The sequence below is a fragment of the Halomonas sp. ALS9 genome (assembly GCF_001651035.1).
Lineage (GTDB): Bacteria > Pseudomonadota > Gammaproteobacteria > Pseudomonadales > Halomonadaceae > Vreelandella.
Map to the genome: position 1 here is coordinate 38,448 of NZ_LXRG01000054.1, position 20,433 is coordinate 58,880.

The 20,433-nt window shown below is 50.2% G+C and carries 20 protein-coding genes and 2 pseudogenes; 13 read left to right on the top strand and 9 right to left on the bottom strand.

Annotation, left to right across the window (positions count from 1 at the left end; all coding sequences use genetic code 11):
* Nucleotides 1–168 precede the first annotated feature (168 nt).
* From A6R74_RS01740 to A6R74_RS22500, 8 genes and pseudogenes are all read left to right on the top strand, one after another.
* Nucleotides 169–939: an SLATT domain-containing protein gene (locus A6R74_RS01740; RefSeq protein ID WP_064232713.1), complete on the top strand. Its 771-nt coding sequence runs from the start codon at nucleotides 169–171 to the stop codon at nucleotides 937–939.
* A gap of 353 nt (nucleotides 940–1,292) precedes the next feature.
* Nucleotides 1,293–2,288: a hypothetical protein gene (locus A6R74_RS01745; RefSeq protein ID WP_064232715.1), complete on the top strand. Its 996-nt coding sequence runs from the start codon at nucleotides 1,293–1,295 to the stop codon at nucleotides 2,286–2,288.
* A 97-nt stretch (nucleotides 2,289–2,385) separates the two neighbouring features.
* A complete protein-coding gene (locus A6R74_RS01750; protein ID WP_064232717.1) occupies nucleotides 2,386–2,961 on the top strand; it encodes a hypothetical protein in 576 nt (191 codons plus the stop codon).
* A gap of 37 nt (nucleotides 2,962–2,998) precedes the next feature.
* Entirely contained in the window at nucleotides 2,999–3,352 is a 354-nt protein-coding gene (locus A6R74_RS01755) for a YcbK family protein (protein ID WP_064232719.1), read from the top strand.
* 164 nt (nucleotides 3,353–3,516) lie between these two features.
* Nucleotides 3,517–3,687 carry a hypothetical protein gene (locus A6R74_RS22695; RefSeq protein ID WP_165603342.1) on the top strand — a complete coding sequence of 57 codons (171 nt, stop codon included), beginning with the start codon at nucleotides 3,517–3,519 and terminating at the stop codon, nucleotides 3,685–3,687.
* Complete coding sequence (locus A6R74_RS01760; RefSeq protein WP_064232721.1) at nucleotides 3,687–4,151, top strand: 3TM-type holin; 465 nt, start codon at nucleotides 3,687–3,689, stop codon at nucleotides 4,149–4,151. The genes A6R74_RS22695 and A6R74_RS01760 overlap by 1 nt, the downstream gene beginning before the upstream one ends.
* 181 nt (nucleotides 4,152–4,332) lie before the next feature.
* Entirely contained in the window at nucleotides 4,333–4,785 is a 453-nt protein-coding gene (locus A6R74_RS01765) for a hypothetical protein (protein ID WP_082906549.1), read from the top strand.
* A gap of 166 nt (nucleotides 4,786–4,951) precedes the next feature.
* A pseudogene (locus tag A6R74_RS22500) lies at nucleotides 4,952–5,823 on the top strand (IS3 family transposase); the annotation flags it as partial.
* A gap of 158 nt (nucleotides 5,824–5,981) precedes the next feature.
* Here the strand turns inward: A6R74_RS22500 and A6R74_RS01780 are convergent.
* Complete coding sequence (locus A6R74_RS01780) at nucleotides 5,982–7,223, bottom strand: IS110 family transposase (RefSeq protein ID WP_064232723.1); 1,242 nt, start codon at nucleotides 7,221–7,223, stop codon at nucleotides 5,982–5,984.
* A gap of 85 nt (nucleotides 7,224–7,308) precedes the next feature.
* On the opposite strand from A6R74_RS01780, the pseudogene A6R74_RS01785 reads away from it, so the two are divergent.
* A pseudogene (locus A6R74_RS01785) lies at nucleotides 7,309–7,626 on the top strand (integrase core domain-containing protein); the annotation flags it as partial.
* 169 nt (nucleotides 7,627–7,795) lie between these two features.
* Here A6R74_RS01785 and A6R74_RS01790 read toward each other — a convergent pair.
* Nucleotides 7,796–8,092 carry a hypothetical protein gene (locus tag A6R74_RS01790; protein ID WP_064232725.1) on the bottom strand — a complete coding sequence of 99 codons (297 nt, stop codon included), beginning with the start codon at nucleotides 8,090–8,092 and terminating at the stop codon, nucleotides 7,796–7,798.
* A 75-nt stretch (nucleotides 8,093–8,167) separates the two neighbouring features.
* Here A6R74_RS01790 and A6R74_RS22700 point away from each other — a divergent pair, with 75 nt between their 5' ends.
* On the top strand, nucleotides 8,168–8,323 hold the full coding sequence (locus tag A6R74_RS22700) for a hypothetical protein (RefSeq protein ID WP_165603343.1): 156 nt from the start codon (nucleotides 8,168–8,170) through the stop codon (nucleotides 8,321–8,323).
* 57 nt (nucleotides 8,324–8,380) lie between these two features.
* Here the strand turns inward: A6R74_RS22700 and A6R74_RS01795 are convergent, their stop codons facing one another.
* The 3 genes from A6R74_RS01795 to A6R74_RS01805 form a co-directional block, all read right to left on the bottom strand.
* On the bottom strand, nucleotides 8,381–9,160 hold the full coding sequence (locus A6R74_RS01795; protein WP_064232728.1) for a transporter substrate-binding domain-containing protein: 780 nt from the start codon (nucleotides 9,158–9,160) through the stop codon (nucleotides 8,381–8,383).
* 126 nt (nucleotides 9,161–9,286) lie between these two features.
* Nucleotides 9,287–10,480, bottom strand: coding sequence for a toxic anion resistance protein (locus tag A6R74_RS01800; RefSeq protein WP_064232730.1), 1,194 nt, complete (start codon nucleotides 10,478–10,480; stop codon nucleotides 9,287–9,289).
* 62 nt (nucleotides 10,481–10,542) lie between these two features.
* Entirely contained in the window at nucleotides 10,543–11,484 is a 942-nt protein-coding gene (locus tag A6R74_RS01805) for a hypothetical protein (RefSeq protein WP_064232732.1), read from the bottom strand.
* Between the two features lie 229 nt (nucleotides 11,485–11,713).
* On the opposite strand from A6R74_RS01805, the gene A6R74_RS01810 reads away from it, so the two are divergent.
* Both A6R74_RS01810 and A6R74_RS01815 read left to right on the top strand, forming a co-directional pair.
* Nucleotides 11,714–12,859: an endonuclease/exonuclease/phosphatase family protein gene (locus tag A6R74_RS01810; RefSeq protein ID WP_064232734.1), complete on the top strand. Its 1,146-nt coding sequence runs from the start codon at nucleotides 11,714–11,716 to the stop codon at nucleotides 12,857–12,859.
* A gap of 326 nt (nucleotides 12,860–13,185) precedes the next feature.
* The gene (locus A6R74_RS01815; RefSeq protein ID WP_064232736.1) at nucleotides 13,186–14,493 is read left to right on the top strand and encodes an ATP-grasp domain-containing protein; all 1,308 of its coding nucleotides are present in this window, start codon (nucleotides 13,186–13,188) and stop codon (nucleotides 14,491–14,493) included.
* A 130-nt stretch (nucleotides 14,494–14,623) separates the two neighbouring features.
* Here the strand turns inward: A6R74_RS01815 and A6R74_RS01820 are convergent, their stop codons facing one another.
* The 4 genes from A6R74_RS01820 to A6R74_RS01835 all read right to left on the bottom strand — a co-directional run bounded on the left by A6R74_RS01820 (nucleotide 14,624) and on the right by A6R74_RS01835 (nucleotide 17,498).
* Nucleotides 14,624–15,013: a CBS domain-containing protein gene (locus A6R74_RS01820; RefSeq protein ID WP_064232738.1), complete on the bottom strand. Its 390-nt coding sequence runs from the start codon at nucleotides 15,011–15,013 to the stop codon at nucleotides 14,624–14,626.
* A 12-nt stretch (nucleotides 15,014–15,025) separates the two neighbouring features.
* Nucleotides 15,026–15,376, bottom strand: a complete 351-nt coding sequence (locus tag A6R74_RS01825) for a hypothetical protein (protein WP_064232740.1) — start codon at nucleotides 15,374–15,376, stop codon at nucleotides 15,026–15,028.
* Nucleotides 15,373–16,860, bottom strand: coding sequence for a DUF1538 domain-containing protein (locus A6R74_RS23285; RefSeq protein WP_064232742.1), 1,488 nt, complete (start codon nucleotides 16,858–16,860; stop codon nucleotides 15,373–15,375). The genes A6R74_RS01825 and A6R74_RS23285 overlap by 4 nt, the downstream gene beginning before the upstream one ends.
* A gap of 233 nt (nucleotides 16,861–17,093) precedes the next feature.
* Nucleotides 17,094–17,498: a hypothetical protein gene (locus A6R74_RS01835; protein WP_082906552.1), complete on the bottom strand. Its 405-nt coding sequence runs from the start codon at nucleotides 17,496–17,498 to the stop codon at nucleotides 17,094–17,096.
* Between the two features lie 106 nt (nucleotides 17,499–17,604).
* Here A6R74_RS01835 and A6R74_RS01840 point away from each other — a divergent pair, with 106 nt between their 5' ends.
* Nucleotides 17,605–20,415 carry an HAD-IC family P-type ATPase gene (locus A6R74_RS01840; protein ID WP_240488141.1) on the top strand — a complete coding sequence of 937 codons (2,811 nt, stop codon included), beginning with the start codon at nucleotides 17,605–17,607 and terminating at the stop codon, nucleotides 20,413–20,415.
* Nucleotides 20,416–20,433 lie beyond the last annotated feature (18 nt).

The window sequence follows — 20,433 nt, forward strand, 5'->3', positions numbered from 1 at the left end:
ATAAAAAATGCTCACTAGCGGTGGTCGTCTTTGTATAATTTTTTCGCTAATCGCCATTCGTAGGACGCGTTCAGTATCTGCCATTAGTGTTAATATGGGGGTGCCTGTCTTATTTTTACTAATCATATAAACAGGTCTGTCATAAAAATTAACCTCATGGGGATAGAGATGATTGAATTATTATTTGGATTTTTTTTGGGTTTTTTGGTCAAAATGATAATTAGCAAAATTCCAAAATACAAAATAAGTAAGGCAGTGGAAGATCAGGAATTAAAAGCTGAGAAGCCGATTGAAAATCTTTATAGGAAAATAGATATAACATCAGAGACGCGCTTTCATGCTTCCAGACGACTAAAGCTGCATTCAACGCTTTCCATGATAACCAATATACTATTACCCATGTTCTTAATAATGCTAAGTGTCTTGCAAGTTCTTCAGGTGGGTGAGAATATTGATTCGACTTTTGCAGTTTTCCTGCAAATTTATGCTTCAATAATCATACTTATTTTTTCAATCATTACAGCTATGAAGAATTATACGGGAACATCCGAGAAATTTTATGCATGTGCTTCAGAGCTCGTGGAAATGAAACGGCGCCTACAGCCTTTCAAACATGAATGCACCGAAGAATCTTACGAGAAGCTACAGAAGCAATACAATAATATTTTACAAAAATATGAAACACATACAGTAAATGATTTTCGTAGCGACTATGTTAGGGCAAAGTTGTATCAAGAAAATCCAAAAAAAGAATTAACGATCGTTGATAAATTTAAAATGCAGCTGTCCTGGAGATCTGCTTACGTATTGAGTTTTTCTTACTATTTTTTAATATTTATTTCTTTAATTCCCTTGCTTGTCTATATCCTAATGGTCGATGCGACTTATCTATCTACACAGCTTGAACTCCATCTACCTCGTTTTATGGTGCCCAACTAGAATAAATATTCTCTATTTGTCGGGACTCGCATGATTAATTACACGTTTCCAGAATAATTCAGGCCTTTCAGCCTGCCACTGTTTCATTGCAGCAACTGGGGTCTGAGTGAGGTGACTTGGCCGTATTCACGGCAGGGTTTGCACTCGCCTAAAGCCGTACGTAAGTGGTTTAATGAATACTTAGATACTGAAATCGATGTGAGATTCTGGTCACGCAAAGATAGAGCCACTTGGGGTCAAGTCTGGGAGCAAGCACTGCGGGCTCTGGATCGATGGGAGCAGAAGCTGCTGCAGCCAATTTCTGCATTGATAACCCTTGCTGCTTAAACACTATCGTATAAAGAGGTTTAATAATGCTCCACGCTGATAAGGGTCTTTTTCGTCACGGGTGGTTCTGGATATTAGTCTTAGGCCCAGTGGTTACAGCTATTGCATTGGCTTGGTTTTTTGGGCTTTTTAATCTTTCTTTCTCAAGCTCTCTAGACGGGGTAGGTACATTTTACGAACGTGGTAAATTCTTTTTAGCAATTGCTGCGCTTTCAATACCACTTGGAGCAACTTTTTCTCGAATGCTAGCAACTGAACAAACAGCCGACTTGATTAAGTCGGCAAATCAAAGGCGTAACCAAGATCAGCTTAGTGATCTGCTTAAGAATTATCTAAATTTTCTAAAAGATTATGATGGGAAACCATTTGGTCATGGAAGAGAGTTTTGTTTTGAATCCCGCAGTATGCTACAGCCAATTAAAGCTTTTGGTCATCTGGTCTATGATGAAAATGTGCATGGGCCTGATGGAAAAAGAAATATAGTCATTTTGGAGGCCTTAGACGCAGTTACAAGCGGGTTTGGCATGAATGGAGGATTTGAAGGTATAAAGATAAGACAGGATGCAACTATATGCCTATATTTATGGGCTAAAAAAGAAAGAAGTATGATAGGTCTTGAGGATATTAAGGGCTGTTATAGAGCCAGCTCCGATGCGGCGATTGGATTTTTTTTTCGTGGGGACGCTTTTCCTGAAGAAAATTGTGAGCCCGACGTCAGTATACATAGAGTTGCATTGTTACAGCTATACACTTCACTTAACTTGATAGCCCAAGCTTATTTTTACTCATCTCAAGTTTTTCTTTTACATAACAAAAGTCATTCTGAAACTTTAGAAAGCATTTCAGATAAGATTACATTCCTTAGCTCTTTTTATAAGAGTCTTTATAATTCGACAGGACAGGATGTAGAGATTGACTTTCAGGATGATTTATTTGAAATTTTTGGAGATTTTGATGCGGAAAGTGAAGATAGCAAGCAGATAATAGAAGGATGGTATTACGCAAGATCATATGTACACTAACTTTGCTTGCAAAGTGCATCTTTTTTGGCTAGCATAATCTTAAAATCTTTTTTTACGCCTCGGCTTTGCCGGGGCGTTTTGTTATGAGGCCCTGCGAGTGCCGCCATTGCTGCCAGAGTATCTAAGCCAAACATTCTATGTTTTGTCTCAGGTAACCATTGAGGCCCCAACGCCTTCCGCAGACTTGTGGTCTGTAATAATTGGAGCATGCGCAACTGTTTTTGGTGCGGCGTTCGGCGCAGGGCTAGGCGCAAAATATGCCTACAATAGCACTGTCAGAGCTAACAATGATCTGCTTAAACGTCAGAAGCTCGAAGAGGCTATATTTCTTCTTTTTGATCTTGAAGATCAGGTTAGAACTTTAAAAGTAGAGACTGCTGGGCTGTCTGAAGATGGCGTTAAGCCAAGCAGAGTTGCTAGTTGGTTCAAGGCGGAGCAGGGTATTAATCATGACGCGGCACTTAAAATAAAGGTCTTGCTTGAAATTTATGAAAATGGCCTTTGTGTGGAACTTGTCAGTGCATTCGAAGAGTTCATCAAGGCTATAAATGTTATAGACAACGATAAATTCGTTGTTAGCCAGAAACATGGTTGCATTCATGCAATCGAGAGTTTCCTAGAACAAATTGGCTCTATTAAAAATCGCCTTATTTCAGAGCTGAAATTGCAATAACCAACCCTCTACTGTCGTGAGACAGCAGGTGCCTACCATGCCCCATAAGATCAGTCAGCATTTCCACCGCATAGAGTTCGCCTGCAACTGCGGTTGCGGCTTCGACACCGTAGACGTTGATACCCTCGCGATCCTTGAAGCGGCGCGCACCCACTTCGGCAGACCTGTCGTCGTCAATAGCGGCTGCCGCTGCCCTGAGTACACCGCCAAGGTAGGCGGCGCTCCTAATTCGCAGCACACGCTAGGCCGCGCCGCCGATATTCGCGTTCAAGGCGTTGAGCCTGACGAAGTGTATGACTGGCTAGCCGCCAACTTTCCCGCCACTAGCCTTGGGCGCTATCAGACGTTTACCCATGTTGATACGCGCACCCATGGCCCGGCGCGGTGGTAAGGAGGGCGGCGTAATGCCCCAGGAGCGCAACGTGAAACCCTCAGTTTTCGAGCGGCATATGCAGACAGGAATACAGGTGCTGTTGGTAGCGCTGATCATTTGGGCTGGCTCTGAGCTGGTGTATGGATTCAGGTTGACACACAGGGGGGCAGCAGTCGGTCGTTTTGGAAGAACGGCTGACCACCCAGGGCTTAATGATTCAGGAAATGCGCCAAGAGCTAAAAAGCTGGGGTGATACCTACTACCGAGCATCCGATGCTCGCCGTGATCTTGATGAGATCGAAAGCCGCATCGATAACCTGAACAGCCGCGTGTCGGCGCTGGAGACTAAGTGATGAGTATCGCAGCCAAAGCGTTATCAGTAATCACTGGCCCGCTATTCAGTGTGATCGATAAAGCAGTGACCGATAAGGATGAGGCAGCGCGTCTAAAACACGAAATTCAGACGCAGCTGATTGATGCGGAAAACAGCGCGCTTAAAGCACAGATGCAGGTGATATTGGCAGAGGCCGCGGGCGAGAGCTGGCTGCAACGCAATTGGCGCCCGATTCTAATGCTTACTATCGTGGCAATCGTCGCTAACAACTATCTGATCGCGCTGTACTTGTCTGCCATGTTTGGTGTAGGCCTGACGCTGCCATTGCCCGAAGCGCTCTGGAATCTCATGACGCTAGGTGTTGGTGGCTATATCGCTGGCCAAACCGCTGAGCGTGGCATTTCTACCTGGCAAAGCGGGCAAGTGGCCCGCGAGCAGGCGAAAGCGCAACAGGGCATTTACCAACAGATTCCAAAGCATTAAACGGTTCTCGCTGTGAAGCAACAAGGGAACGCTGTGAAGCGCCGCCTAAGGCCATGCCGTGAGGCACAGCCAACGCCGCCCGGCACGTCGTGAGACGCCCGGGTATTTTTAAACATGCACTAAATTTAATGTTTCTCAGGCCGATACTGTAAAGGAAGGCTCACAAATCAAGGGAAGCAAAATGAAATTAGCTACTACTGTCGTCATGACTTGCGTTTTCGGGGCTCTATCGTTTACTGCTAACGCTAGCTCTTTTGGCCCCCCGAATGCCTGGGCAAGCGGTTGGGGGCAGGGTGTGAATGAATACGTAGCCAATAATCAATACGGTGATTACCTGTATATTGCTTGTGACCCCTATTCGCATGTAAAAATGACATTGAATATAGGTGAGCATAGCTACGGTAGCTATGATGAAAAGGACTTTTCTTTAATTATTGACGGTCAAGAAATTCAGACCCCATATGAAACAGCTTCTCGTGTAGGAGCGAATAATTTTTATTATTTATGGGACAAGCTACGGACTGCAGAAACCATTGTGGCTAAGACTAGCGATGGTATCCATCTAGAGCTACCCACCAAAGGAGCTGCAGAAGAGCTTCCTGAATCTGACTCAGGCTGTGTTACTGAGTTCTGACTTTAAACAAGACCTCTGGAAATAAGTGGAGACGCTGCCTGTTAAGGGTGGCATTTTTTTATGGTGCGCCAGGCATGGCGCTGTTTCTGGGGGTGGTGCCGACGTCACCCCCTGTTTGAGTAGCGCTACACTTTAGAGTCCGATCCTACGCATAAGGAGATTGGACATGAAGAAACGTTTCAGCGAAGAACAAATCATTGGTTTCCTGGGCGAAGCCGAAGCGGGACTGCCCATTAAGGAGCTATGCCGTCGGCACGGTTTCTCGGAAGCCAGTTACTACCTATGGCGCAGCAAATTTGGTGGTATGAGTGTGCCCGATGCCAAGCGACTCAAAGAACTCGAAGCCGAAAATGGACGCTTAAAAAAGCTGCTCGCGGAGTCGTTGCTGGAGATGGAGGTCACTCGCGAGGCGCTGAGAAAAAAGTGGTGAGTGCCACTGCCCGCCGAGACGTGGTGCGCTTTATGGTGTCACGTGGCCTCAGTGAGCGCCGAGCGCTCCGTGTCATCCGTATGAGTGCCAGTGCATTGCGCTATCAATCGGCTCCTGACCGTAATGAAGCATTGCGTGAACGCATTGTTGCCTTGGCCCATCGGCATCGTCGCTATGGCGCTGGCATGATCTACTTGAAGCTGCGTCAAGCGGGTGAACAGGTCAATCATAAGCGCGTAGAGCGTCTCTACGCGGCAGCTCAGTTACAGGTAAAACGCCGCAAGCGTAAGAAGATTCCGACGTCTGAGCGAAAGCCACTTGACCGCCCTGGTGCCGCTAACCAGGTCTGGTCAATGGATTTTGTATTTGACCGTACGGCGGAAGGGCGCGTGATAAAGAACCTCACCGTTGTCGACGATGCCACTCATGAAGCCGTGGCGATCGTGCCTGAACGTGCCATTGGTGGGCTGTCGTTAACACGGATGCTGGATCATCTGGCTGTACACCGAGGGCTCCCCAACGCCATTCGTACAGATAACGGACTACCTACGGAACCCGCTCAATATGCACACAAAACCTCACTTCGTGCTCGACATCGGAACACTTGCTCACTACTCAGGCTCATGCGTCGCAACCAGATCTAAAGGGTGCTCACCATAGTGTACAAGGGTCCAAAAGGCCCAACAGGACTTAACAAAGCATTTTGGAACGGTTGTGAGCGTTGAGCATTATCTACAGGGTCACTGGGTGCCCTAACGGCACAGATTTACGTCTCACAACCAAACTCATAATAGCCTCGATAATCACTACCTGTCTTTATTAAAGCATGTGCGACGCGGGCTAATTTAACGGCCACTGCCACGCGGGCTTTCCGCTTGATATCAGGATCATCGGGCATTGCCCGAATATAGCGCTCGTATTTCTGCCGAAATGTATTTTCCCGCTGTCTTATGGCGACCGTGGCTGCCAACCAAAAGGCGTACCGTAAACGTGCGTTGCCTCGTTTCGATAAGCGGTAATGCCCTTGCTGTTTACCACTTTGGCTTGCCGATAAGTTGAAGCCGCAAAAGCTAAGGTATTGGCGGTAATGGCAAAAACGCTTAAGATCACCGCTTTCGGCAATAATAACTAAGGCAATGATCGGTCCAATACCAGGTAATGTCCGAAGTCGCTGATAATCATCGCGGTGAGATATCAACTGGTCAGCCGCATCTTCGATTTGCTGTCGTTGCTCGGTTAGCTTTAAATAACGACCAATCTGCAATTTGAATGTGGCAATCGCTGGGCTATTAGGGCTTACAGGTAATGCAATTGATTCCTCCGCCACTTCATAAACCTCTTCTAAGAAGCGTTGCTTCGCCACCTTCCTCCCCACCACCTCCCAGGCACGCCGCACGAAGGTTGTTTTCTTATAGCGCGTAATGCTTAGTGGGGTGGGGAATTTGAGCAAGAAACGGCAAAACCACACGGCACGGGTGCTGTTAAAAAACCGCTCCATTTCCGGAAAAAAGAGGGTGAGGTAATGATTGAATAAACTATGTTGACAGCGGGATCTAGCGAGTGAAATTTGATAATACGTATTCGCAAGCTCCTGAATATCTAGCATTTCATTCACTAACGGATCGTAGAATGGATGCATCATGCCCTGCTGCATCAAGTACATGATAACCCGCGCGTCTTTCTTGTCGTTTTTATCCCAGCTTTTAAACAACATTTCCCGCGCTCTGGCACAGGCTAAAGACGACACCATATGGCACAAGGCACCTTGAGACCTTAACCAATAGGCAATATTGCGGTGAAAGTCAGCCGTTGGCTCAAAGGCCACCAGAACGTCTTCGGCAGAAACTTCTGCTGTATTAATGAGACTCTGGTAACCCACTAACGTGTTAGGAAACTTAAACGCTTTCGTACGTCCTGACGGCCATAAGATGACCGCATCGTGGGACGTTTTAGCAATATCGATGGCGATCATTACCTTCCCAGCACTACTCTTCACGTTGTCAGCCATTTGTATATCTCCTAAATCCACTGATTGGCATCAAAGATTTTGGTACAGATGGCTGGCTCCAACCTGCTTATTCAGCAAGTACTATGGTAAGGAATTCTGTGGGCGCGCCATGCTGTCGTGGGCTCATCTACGTGGCGTTGCACTGTTTTTAATCGAACCTGGAAAACCCAATCAAAACGCCTATATCGAATCGTTCAATGGGCGCTTTCGCGATGAATGTCTGAATGAGCATTGGTTCACCAGCCTTCATCACGCCAAGGTTGTCATCGAAGCATGGCGGCGGGAGTACAACGAAGAAAGGCCTAAGAAGAGTCTTGGTGGGCTGACACCTTCAGCCTATGCCAAGCAACTGGTGGTAAAACACGATAAAGTTACTTCTGACTCTAAACCCGGGTGCTACTGAAGATGGGGTGACGTCGGCATGACGATAGAAAAATTAGTTAACCATCACTTTCAGTAGCATTATAAACCAAAAATTACTTTAGATTGCAACGACTTGAGCCGCTACCAAGCAACGGGCTACAGCTTGATAAAAAAGTGGAAATCACGTTGCGCCTAGCGGAAAGTAGGAATTATTCAAAGCAGGGGGCAACAGTTTCTTCAAAGCGCTCTAAAAATCCTGGAGCTTTGCGGTTCTCTATGAAGTAGCCGAATTCTGCAGCGGTAAATTCCCTTTCAACGTTTCCCATCATACATCTGCAGGTATCTGCGGCATCAGAAGGTGCGATAGCGCCATTCTCTTTAAACTCCGCCATACAGCCTTGAACAGATTCACTAAACAAGCGCGGCGGCCAGCCTTCACTCTGTTGAGCAATAGCGGCATTTGAGAATATAAGCATGCTGGCAGAAAAAAACAGCGTTAATCGCATTGTCATCATCCTTGCTGAGGAAATTCCACATTCCGATGTCATTGTTATAGTAGCAAGGTTTATTTAGGAAAGGCAATGGAAGTATTAATCATTAGAATGCTGCTAAAACTTGACCATCGCAACCGCAGCTATCCAGCCTGGGCTCCGTCTCAAAATCATACTGGCATCTGTAATGGTGTCTTGGTCAAAATAGATTTCCTGCTCAGCGTTGCATCTGAAAACGCTGAATGAGGAGGGCACATCAGCTGCTGCCCTCTCGGTGTTATGCTTCCTGAATAGACGAACAACTCAAATTTTGATGTCGTAGTCGACGTACTTATGCATTAGCTCATCATAGGTGCCGTCTTGCTTGATCTCTCTCAGTGCTTCATTGAACTGCTCCGCCAACGCTTCATTGCGAGGGTGGAAGGCTGCCGCGACACCGTGTCCAAAATAGCTTTTGGGCTCTCGGATCAGCGGCGAGCTGGTAACGATTCCACTGCCTTCAGCATTGACTTGGAGGGACGACAGCGCGAGTGGGTAATACATAAAGCCAGCGTCTATGCGACCGGCTCTAACATCTACAGCAAGATCTTCGCCCGTTGCATAACGTCGCACGTCGACAAGATCGCCATAGGTGTCGGTAATGTATTCATCGCGGATGGTGCCACGCTGCACGCCTACCGAAAGACCTTCAAGAGCTTCATGATCCTCAATATCGATCTCTTGGCCTGTCAGTGTCACCCAAACACTAGGGTTGCTGTAGTAGGGTTCGGAGAACAGTACCTGTTCGCGACGTGCATCGGTTATCGCCATGGAGGACATAATAGCGTCGTATTTGCGTGCCAATAAACCGGGGATGATGCCATCCCAGCCTTGCTCCACCCACTCGCACTCGCGTTCGATGCGTCGACACACTTCTTCTCCCAGCTCCACCTCGAAGCCAGTCAGAGTGCCATCTGGTAGGCGATACTCGAAAGGCTCAAAGGGAACGTCCACGGCGAGACGCAGCGGGGTATCGGAGTGGGCTGGAACGGCGAATAGTAGTGATGTAAGTGCAGTTGTTATACCTACTGAGAGACGGGACATATTGCTTTCCTTTTTTCGTTTTTATATGAGGTTTTGGTTAAATTAGCATGCTCCTCGTGGCGGATCTACGGCTGGCTGATTCAACGATTGGCGCAGATGATTGTTCTTTGGCCACTTTGCTGGCTTTCATGAATAGTTATCAAACGACGTGGGGGCATGACCATCCTTCGGTTGCGAGTCGCTGCCTTCTTGAAGACGCTCAATGGATGCATTTCCCTGCTTAGCTAGGGTCGCCAGGCGGTTGATCTGCTCATCCAGGCGCGGCAGGGCTTCTTGACGATAGCTTGAGAGATCATCGATGGCCCCCATCACCTCGCTAAACGCTTCCTCAAGCACTTGCATGTCGAGCATTGCGGAGGAGGCTCGTTTCTGAATGTCGACACCTTGCTGGCGTAGCGCCTTGGCGGTACCGCCAATCATTTGCGAAGTAGTCGTATTTAGGGCTTCGACGCGATCCAGCACTAGGCGCTGGTTGGCCATTGCCATGGCGACCGTCACTGCCACAGTGAGGGCTGAGACGGTGACGTTGATGGCCCTGTCCACGCCGCGCATCAATTCCCGGTTTTTCCGAATGATCACTTCCAGCGCCAGCACGCCCTGCTGGCTTACCGCCAGCTGTTGCTGGAGATCAACGATGCGCTGTCGAAGCGGAAAGAGTAGTTCTTCCTCAAGAAATTGACGCCGTGGGTCATTGCCGTCACGAGCAGATATCTCGTCGCACAGGCGTTGATCAATCAAGCGACCCAGGGCGATCTGGCGGTTCAGCTCGATCAGGATGTCATTGAGGGCCTTCTGGTCATCACTAAGAGTTAGGTTGTCACGGTGCAGCATGTCGCGACCGCTTTCCAGATCCTCAATGATCGCGTCTAGGGCCTGCTGAGCATTCTCAAACTTGTGGAAATAGCGCTGTAGACGACTATCGATGCCGGGAATGATCGCTAGAATGCGATCCAGCGCGCTTGGCATCAAGCGATGACGGGAAGGGTCGAGCCCTTCCATGCGGCCGCGTAGATCGGTCAGTGCCTTGGCAACTGGCCCGCCTTCGTCGCCTTGGTGGGCCAGCTTGCGCAGCGGCGTTTGCAGCATGGAGCTGCGGTGGGCGGCCTGTTGTTGTAATTCAAGGCCCATCTCGTCCACGGCTCGGCGCTGGCGAACAGCTGATGCCTCGTTACCCTCGGCGAGAATATCTTTGACAAAGCGGTCAGCCATCGCCTCAAGCTCAGGGTCGCCCGAACCGGCTTGGCTAGTCCCTAGCTGGCTGGCGATCTCTTCCACCGGAGGCAGGGAGAGGCGAGGATGGTCATCGGATTGCTGAGCCATAGACAACTCCTGATCTATTAATAATACTCTGTGAATGCCGCGCCCTGTTGTTGGCCGCAGAGTTAATCCTTGCGGGCATAACGATCCGCGCCTTCGACGAATTGGCGCAGATCCTCCAGCGCCTTCTCGGTGGTGACCGAGGCTTGTGGGCGTGCCGTCTCGATGCGCGCCATGGAAACGGCGGTATCATCGAGCACTGTCAGAGCGGATTCGATGCGTGCTGAGAGCTTATTCAGCCTGTGTTCGGTCTCTACCAGCAGATCCAAACGCCGCACCAGGGCGGCGCGTTCTTCATCGCTTAAGCGCTTGCTCTCCCGCTCCAGTCGGCCTCGCACGTAATTACCGTCCACGCTAACCACACCACGAGCCTGGGAGGCCATTGTTGTCAGCGTGTCTACCGCGCCAAAACAGACTTGAGTGACCAGGCCTTGCGAGCGTTCGAAGGCCAGCTCGCCAGTATGGAATCGGTCACCCAGCACATCCAGCACATGGCGGTAGCGACTATAAAGGCGGTCTGTAAGGATGGCCAGATCGGGGCGATGCACGTCGAGCAGGCCTTGCTTGGCCCGACACATGGCCAATACAAGGTCGTTGGCTCCGAGGGGCGGCCTTGCCGGATCCAGCACCGATACACCTGTTTCGTAGGCGTTTCGCTCTTCTTGAGCACGGCGTTGCTGTGCTTCGGTCTCTCTTTGGGCTTCAAGGCGTCGCAAGCGGCGACGGGCTAGCCAGCCGCGTAGCGTTCGCTCGACGGGAAGCGCCACAGGAATGGCGATGATGCCTGTCAGCCAGCCAAACAGACTGGGGCTAAAACCACCCCACAGGGAGGTCAGCCACAGCAACATGCTGATGGAGGGTATTACCAGGCAATAGCGGGCGATCACCTGTAGACGACTGGGAGATGACACCGGAAGTGCCAGGCCAGGATTGAATAGGCCGACCAGTAGCCAGGGCAGGCAGGTCATAAACAAGCCATATGAAAACCCCTGCAGGAATCCCAACATAGGTGTCGTTATCCTTCCGTCATGGAACGCAAATAGAAGTGTACAGTAACCCAGGTTGGGGCGCTAAGCCCCCGTCGGGCCGACATTGAACGCTATGAGGGTTATTCATCTGTGGTGTTTTGGAGGTTTAGCGGAGAGGGGTGTGCTTAAATCGTCACAATATTTGCGGCAATCTAGGCCGGTATAATCGGGATTCTCCCGGTTACCGTTGCTGCGTTTGAGAGGTTTCATGCTGTTAAAACTGCTTCTCTGGGTGATCCGTTTATTGGCGCTATTGATGGTAGTGGTGGCCTTGCTGCCATCAGTTCCCAGCGGGCAGTGGTGGATTAGACTGTGGGATTTTCCACGACTGCAACTGACGGGCGCGCTGGTCTTGCCAGTGCTGCTTCTGGGCGTGCACGCGTGGCTAAAACACCCTACAAAAGAGCACGCCTTATGGGGAGTGGCGATCCTTGCCATTGCAGGGTGGCACTTAACGCACATCCTGCCGTTTACATCCGTTTGGTCGACCGAGGTAGTCACCGCAGAGTTAAAGCCCGGGGAAAACCAGACGACGTTAAAAGTGCTGACGGCGAATGTCACCTATACGAACGACCACTACGCTGAGGTAATGGCGATGGTTCGGCGTGAGAATCCCGATCTATTGTTGCTAATTGAAGTTGATAGCGATTGGGCTAAGGAGCTCGCGCCACTTGATGAAGCTTATGCCCACCGAGTAGGGGAGGTACGCGGTGAGGGCCTTGGAATAGTGCTCTGGTCACGGATGCCGTTGCTGGAACAAGAGGTTAGATATTTGGCCTCTGAACGTCGACCTTCCATTTTCGCAACGTTCGACGCGCCTGGTATCGGGCCAGTGCGCTTTGTTGGCGCCCACCCGGTTCCTCCAGGGCTTAAGGAGCGAACTGTTAGCAACGAGGATGAACGTAGGGACAGTCGTGAGCGCGATGCAGAGCTGATGCTCATTGCCCGTCATGTTGAACAAGACCCGGACAGCCGCTGGATCGTCACCGGTGACTTTAATGACGTTGCATGGTCTGACACCACCAAGCTTTTTGCCGAGTTGAGTGATCTCAAAGATCCTCGTCGTGGCCGGCGCTTGCTCAGCACCTACCATGCAAAATATCCATGGTGGCGGTACCCGATCGACCATCTGTTTGTCTCTGATGGTTTCCATCTCATTGATATTGATAGAGTGAAGGTGCAAGGCTCGGATCACTTCGGTCTTTCCACCACGCTAACCGTGGGCCGGAAAGATCATGGAGAGTCTGAAGCATCCGCAGAAGAAGATCAGGAAGCTGAAGAGATGATTGAGGAGGGAGTAGAAGACGCTGCTGAGCATGATGTTAGTTCATCGCAGGCAGAAGGGAAGCCATAGTTAGAAATCGTAATAAATGAAGATGTAATTAAATATTTTATCTAATTGATTTTATTAGGTATTTATGGATCTCTATGATCGATCCAACTATAGAAAATATCCTCTGCAAACAACGAGATAACTTCTACAGTTATTCAACAGAAACTCTACAGTTTAATTGCTATATGTAACAGGATCGGCTAGCTTAGTTACACGGGTGCGCTAAAAACTTTTCTAATGCTGGCTTGCTCAATCGCTCCTGAACACAACTGACTGCGCTTCAGCTCACTTGGTGCGCTCCAATATCAACGCAGTCAATTTGGGTTAACCAGCAAGGAGGACATTGAATGTCGATTACATCAGAAAAGCAATTACCCGAAGCTGTAACGGCCTGGCGCGATCCGGAAATGGACTCGGTCAAAGGCACCGAGACCCCCAAAGATCCGAACAAAGGTTATATTGCTCTACTTGGCTGGAGCGTAAACGCTATTAAGGCTGCACAAAAATTTGACCGCCGCTATATCGTTGTGGCGCCAGAGTGGGCCGCAGATTTCTGTACCGCGAACAATATACCTTTTATTCCATGGGACTTTATTCGCCTGAATGATCGTTCCATGGAGATCGCCGAAAAGCTGAAGGAAGAAGGTGTAGACGTCGCTATCCCGCTGTTTGAAGAAACTGTTGAGTGGTCTGGTGCCATCAACTCTGTTCTCCTTGATAGCCCGCGGATGTTCGGACAGTCCATCCTTTTCCGTGATAAGGCCTTAATGAAGCGTCGTGCTCAGTTGGGCGGCATTCGGGTCGGGATCTTTGAAGAGGCACATGAGAAAGAGGACATCGTCCGCTTTATGAAGCGCGTCAACCAAACGCTGCTCAAACTGGACGGCGATCCAGATGACCCGATTCACGTCAAAGCCTTCGACAAAGCCGGTTGTCTTGGCCACCGAATGATCCGCACGATAGCTGAAATTGACAACATCCCGGATGAAGAATATCCGCTGTTGATGGAAAGTCACTTGAGCGGCTGGGAGTTTGCTGTTGAAGCCTGGATACACGATGGCAAAATTCAGTTTCTGAACATTTCAGAATACGTGACGTTGGGCTATTCAGTCTTCGTGCCCGCGACTGCAGAACTGGAAAGCTGGCGTAACGCGATCACCAAGCAGATCGAATTGCTGATCAAAACGTTCGATATCCAGTTTGGCCTAATCCATCCTGAGTACTTCGTGACAGCTGACGGTGAGATGTACTTTGGCGAGGTTGCCTATCGTCCGCCTGGCTTTAAAGCGTTTGAGCTGATCGAAAAAGCCTACGGATTTAACGCCTACCAAGCGTCAATGCTGGTGTTCGACCCGAAAAGCACCAAAGAGGAAGTGGCTGCTTTCTTCCCTCGTGAAGTGGTCGATGCGAAAGGCTATGCAGGGTGCTTTGGTGTATACCCTCGCCGTCGTGTTGTCAGCAAGCTGGAAATGCCTGAAGAAACGATTAATCATCCGTATTTCGAGTCGCATGAACTGATTGAGCCAACAGAAGAGACTGTTCCTGACCGCTCGGCCTTTGGGACGCATTGGGGCTTGCTCTTCTTCTTTGGTGATGACCCCATCAAAATGCGCGATTTGCTAAAAGCCCAAGAGGATCTGGACTTTTACGTCTAACGCTGGCTAACGTAGATAGCCGAACATGGACGCTGCTACTAGTATCAGGAGGTCTTAATATTCTGATGCTGGTAGCAGCGCTTTTTTGTGTTTTTTTATCTTAGTATTTCTTTATCTTAGTATTTCGCTTCTACTCTACCTGCTCCAGCAATACCGCCATGATATCGTCCATGGTGACAAACCCTAGCAGGTCGTTATCTTCCAGCACCAAAATACGCTTTACCCGGTGTTCGGTCATCATAGCCGCTACCTGTCGCACCGACAGGCTCTTGCCGACCGACAGCGCCGGCTTGGCGCAGGCGTCATAGACGTTCAGGAGGTCGATATCGCCTTCCTCTGCTACCACTGTTTTCAAAATATTGGTGTAAGTAATAAGCCCATAGGCATCGTTGGGGTGCTGTTTCTCAACGACCAATGACTTTACGCTGTGCTTTTTCATCAAGCTCAGCGCTTCCCGAAGCTTAGCAAAGGGGGAGACGCAAGCCACATTGCTAACCATTACATCTTTGACCAGTTTCATCGCTGCAGCTCCTCAAATATTCTCTTTCAAGTGTTGTTCAAATTTATGGAACTGAGACACATCGATGCCGCCGAGATGTTCCAGCGGAAGGGTAAATACCAGCCCAAGAGAGTCGTTTTCCTGGGGCATCAGCAGCTGTTGGATGGCTTTTAGAATTTGCAGTGATAGGCTTTTTTCAAGCACCATCACTAGAACGCTCTGGCTACCGTCATAAGTAAGTCCGAAAAAGGTTTTCTTGGCGGTGTTGCTGATGCCGCGCCCCGTCATAACCGTAATGCCACCGGCGCCAAGGTCACGGGCGGAATCAATGCATTCCTGTTCCGAGTCTTCAGGAACAATGGCAACGAGAACGGAAAACTTCATGAGAGCACCTCTCTACGGTTTGTCCACCAATGCATCACAATGGCATAGGTCATAACGGTAACAATAGGGAAAATAGAAGCGAAAGCAATCAGCCCGAATCCGTCAATCAGGACACTGCGGCCCTCAATATTAGCGGCTAAACCAATGCCCAGGGCTGTTACCAGCGGCACGGTGACCTCAGATGTAGTGACGCCGCCTAAGTCATAAGCCAAGGCAACGATGTATTTAGGCGCTAGAGCGGTCAGAATGATCACCAGCGTATAGCCGCCCATTATGTAGTAATGCATGGATCCTCCCACAATGATCCGGTGAACGCCTATGCTGATGCCAATGGCCACGCCAAGGGCAACCAGTAGACGGATCGCGCTGCCATTAATCCGCCCTGCAGCAGCTTCTTCTGCTTGCTTGCCTACCGCCAGCAGCGCGGGTTCGGCCATGGTGGTGGCAAATCCAATCATGAACGCAAACAGATAAATAAAGCCGAAGCGTTCCAACTCGATCAGTTGTTCGGCCATACTGGTGCCGATCGGGAATAGTCCCATTTTAAGGCCTACCACAAAGGCATAGAGGCCAAAAATGACCAGTACAAAGCCAAACACTATTTTGCGAGGGTTGGAGAGTCCGCGCCGCAGCACAATGTATTGAAAAAAGAGAATAGTCAGAATGATGGGCAGAACGTCCCGCACCATCTCTGCTAACTCCAATAGCATCTTGAAGGCGCCGGAAATAGCGTTACCCTCATCCTGAAGGGGCATCACCGGAATATCGTCTGAACCCTCGCCACTGTAGACCACAATCCCGTAGAGCTGCACGGTAATCATCGGCACCATGACGGCCAGCGCGACCAGCCCGAATCCGTCAGTAAGCGGGTTGCGACCACGAATGGACGCAGCCAAGCCAATGCCCAGGGCGGCAATCAGGGGAACCGTGACAATGTTGGTGGTAACGCCCCCTGAGTCATAGGCCAGACCGATGATTTCTTCAGGAGCAAACCAAGTGACGATGACCACCGTGATGTAGCCAATGATCATAAACCAGTGCAGTGGATAGCCAATGATGATGCGGAAAACCCCCAGCGCAATGACCACACCGACAGAGGTGGCGACCAGCAAGCGGAGAGTAAGCGCATCGATTTTGCCCACGCTAATATCCTGGGCCTGCTGAGCGACGGCAATCAGCGCAGGCTCAGCGACAACCGCAGAAAATCCCATCGCAAATCCAAAAGCCAGCAGAATGGGCATAGACCCTCTTTTGGCAAATTGATTGGACAAGCTTTTGCCGACCGGGAAAATGCTCAGTTCAAGGCCCTGAAGAAACAGTGCGACGCCTACCGCCACGATTAACAGACCAACCGCCATGCTTAGCGTATTTTCAGGGGCTTGTTGAAGTACCACCAATTGGAAAAAAACAACGACCGCCACAATCGGCAACAAGTTCTTCAAGGCGTGCAGCAACGATTGGCCGAAAGCGTGGACGTAGAACACTGAGTACCTCTCTGTTAACGATGAGCCTGTGCGCTATCAATTGGCCAAACCTTAGCACGTTACCGTCCGCAGGAGATGGCTATAATCGTAGACATATCTAATGTGATCTTCGCCTGTGGGCTGGCGATGTTTGTTGTGGTGTTTTCGACGATGTTCGCGCTATACCACGGCCTTTCCATCGGGGACTCAAGGAGTTAACGCTTATAACACGATGGCGGGATTTATTTCAGTTTTTATAGTTCACACCAAATACGCTCCTTAAAGTCTTCGCTTAGTTCAGATACGTTGCGCATGCGGTTAAAAGTGGCTTCTGACATGTCGTCAGCTATTTGGTGGTAACAGGACGCCATCAACTCCGGAGTCAGCGGCCCGTTGAGGCCCAGCATGCAGTGTGTGAGCTTGCTATAGACGGGTGCCATGGCCGCAAGGAAATCTATTTCGTGGCGAAGTGCGTCGTTAAGTGTTTCTAGCCAAATGCAGTGTAGCTTGACCGCCGAATGGGTGGTTTCAGTCCACGGCTGATACCAAAAAACGAGCAAGTCTTTGTTATTGAGCATGTGGTTATTGAGTATGTAGTTCTTGAGCACGTTGCTATTGGCGATGTTAAAAGCGGCGTTTGGAAACGTTGATGTTGTCATTTTCTTGGCTCCTCAAGTGAAGTAATAAGTATAGCGCTCATCAATTTCACAGAAGTATTTAATAGCCGTTGGTTTGACCGACATCAATGTTGTGGTGCGATAAATAATGACTAATGAAGTGTGCCGTGCGGTAGTGCTCAACCTGTCGACGTCACCTTTCTATTTTCGCTGTCTAGGAGACAGTATGGATATACCCGCCGCCGATACCGATTTGTCATCAGAACGCATGCTTCTGGAGGTTCATGCGAGGCACGCTGATGATGTCATTGCGGATTTGGAGACTTCGCCATCGGGGCTGACAGTAAATGAAGCTGCAAGGCGCTTGGAGATGTATGGGCGTAATCAGTTACCGACAGTAGCTGGCCGACACCCGCTGCTTCGCTTGCTTTCACATTTTCATAACGCACTCATCTATTTTCTTTTGGCGTCAGCAGTGGCTGCTTTGTTGTTGGGACATTTTGTCGATGCGTCGGTTATTGTTGCGGTAGTTATGGTTAACGCTGTGGTCGGCTTCGTGCAGGAAGGGAAGGCGGAAAAAGCGCTGAATGCAATCCGTAACCTAATCGCACCGCACGCCCATTTAGTCAGGGAAGGGAAGCACGTCGAAGTGCCCGTCGATGAGATCGTTCTGGGTGATATCGTATCATTGGAGGCAGGAGATCGAGTGCCTGCCGATCTGCGCCTTATCCGTGCCAGCGCATTGCGAATTGAGGAAGCGATCCTAACCGGTGAGTCGGTAGCTGCAGAAAAGCGGGTGACACCGGCGCCAAAGGAGGCAGCGCTAGGTGATTGTCACTCTATGGCTTACTCGGGCACGTTGGTGGCCACTGGGCAGGCAACAGGAGTGGTGGTGGCTACCGGTAGCGATACTGAAATCGGGCGAATCAGTACGTTGTTGCGCGATGTTCAACCACTTACCACGCCACTGCTACAGCAGATCAATCGCTTCGGAACGCAGTTCACTTGGATCACGTTGGTCGTAGCGGTCGCATTGTTTGCCTTTGCGGTGCTGGTACGCGGCCATGTCTGGTCGGAGGCCCTTATTGCCGTGGTGGCTTTAGCTGTCGCAGCAATCCCTGAAGGCCTGCCTGCAGTCATTACTATCACGCTGGCTATCGGCGTGCAGCGCATGGCACGGCGCCACGCCGCTATCCGCCAGCTTCCTGCAGTGGAAACGCTCGGCGCTACGTCGGTTATCTGCTCCGACAAGACCGGTACGCTGACGCGCAACGAGATGACCGTGCGTCGGCTGGAAGCCCCCAGTGGCAGAATGACAGTGTCCGGGTCGGGCTATGTACCGGAAGGGCGATTGACAGAGGAGACGGCGGCGAACGTAGAGGATACGCGGCCGCCGGATATCGACAGCCTGATCCTTGCCGGTCTGCTATGTAACGATGCCCAGTTGAACCACACCGATGAGGAGTGGCATGTGATCGGCGATCCCATGGAAGGGGCGCTGGTGGCGTTGGCTATTAAGGCTGGCCTAGATCCCGAGTCTACTCGGCATGAGTGGGCTCGCCTTGCCGAGATCCCCTTCGACGCCAAACATCGCTTTATGGCCACGCTCAACTGCCATGCATTGGAGGAAACTCGAATTTTCGTCAAGGGTGCCCCGGACGAACTGCTGCAGCTATGCTCCCTTCAGGCGGATGGTGAAGGAAGTGGGTCGCTGGAACGGGATGCCTGGACGGCACGCATAGCAGAGGCGGCTGCCCAGGGTGAGCGGGTGCTCGGCTTCGCGACTAAGCGGGTTCCGCCCGGCACTAACAAGCTGGCGTTTGCTGACCTTGATGATCAGTTAGTTTTTGTTGGCTTAACAGGCTTTATCGATCCGCCTCGGGAAGAGGCAGTGGCGGCTATTAAAGAGTGCCACTCCGCCGGCATTATGGTGAAGATGATTACTGGCGATCACGCCGCGACGGCAGCGGCTATCGCTCGTCAGTTAGGGTTTGATCATGACCTACAAGTACTTACAGGGCGTGAGCTTGATAACATTGCTGATAGCGATCTGCCCGGGATTGTTGCCAAGATCAGTGTTTTTGCACGAACTAACCCCGAGCATAAACTGCGTATTGTTCAAGCGCTGCAATCGACCGGCGCCATTGTAGCGATGACCGGCGATGGGGTTAATGATGCGCCGTCATTGAAACAGGCAAATGTCGGGGTTGGTATGGGTCTCAAAGGCACTGATGCGGCAAAAGAGGCGTCGCAGATGGTTCTGCTGAATGATAATTTCGCTTCTATTGTGGCCGCCGTGAATGAAGGTCGAGTGGTCTACGACAATATTCGTAAGGTGACGGCTTGGACGTTACCGACCAATGGGGGCCAAGTATTAGCGGTCATTGCCGCGATTCTGTTCAATTTCGCTATGCCGATGTCAGCCGTTCAGATCCTGTGGATCAACCTTATTACGGCGGTCACCCTAGGCCTGTCGCTTGCCTTTGAAGAGGCTGAACCCAATGTTATGCAGCGTCGGCCACGTCCCGCGGGGCAGGGCTTGCTAACGCCCTTTCTGGTCTGGCGCATCGTGTTGGTGTCTTTCCTGTTTCTAATTGCAGCACTTGGCATTTTTTTCTACTCAATGGGCCGCGGGGACGAGTTAGCAATGAGCCGTACCTTGGTGGTTAACACTATTGTGGTAATGCAAGTGTTCTATCTTTTCAATGTGCGTTATCTGCACATGACTTCTTTTAACTGGCGAGGCGTGCTGGGAACCCCAGCTGTGCTAACAGCAGTCATCGTGGTCTTTATTGCTCAGCTTATCTTCACGTATCTGCCGGCTATGCATGGCTTATTCGATACTCGGCCGCTAGGGATTGCGGATGGGATGTTAATTATTAGTATCGGTATCGCCATGCTGATGGTGCTGGAAGTTGAGAAGGCGTTTATGCGAAGGGCAGGTTGGCTGGGCCAGTGAGCACGCAAGGGCATGCCA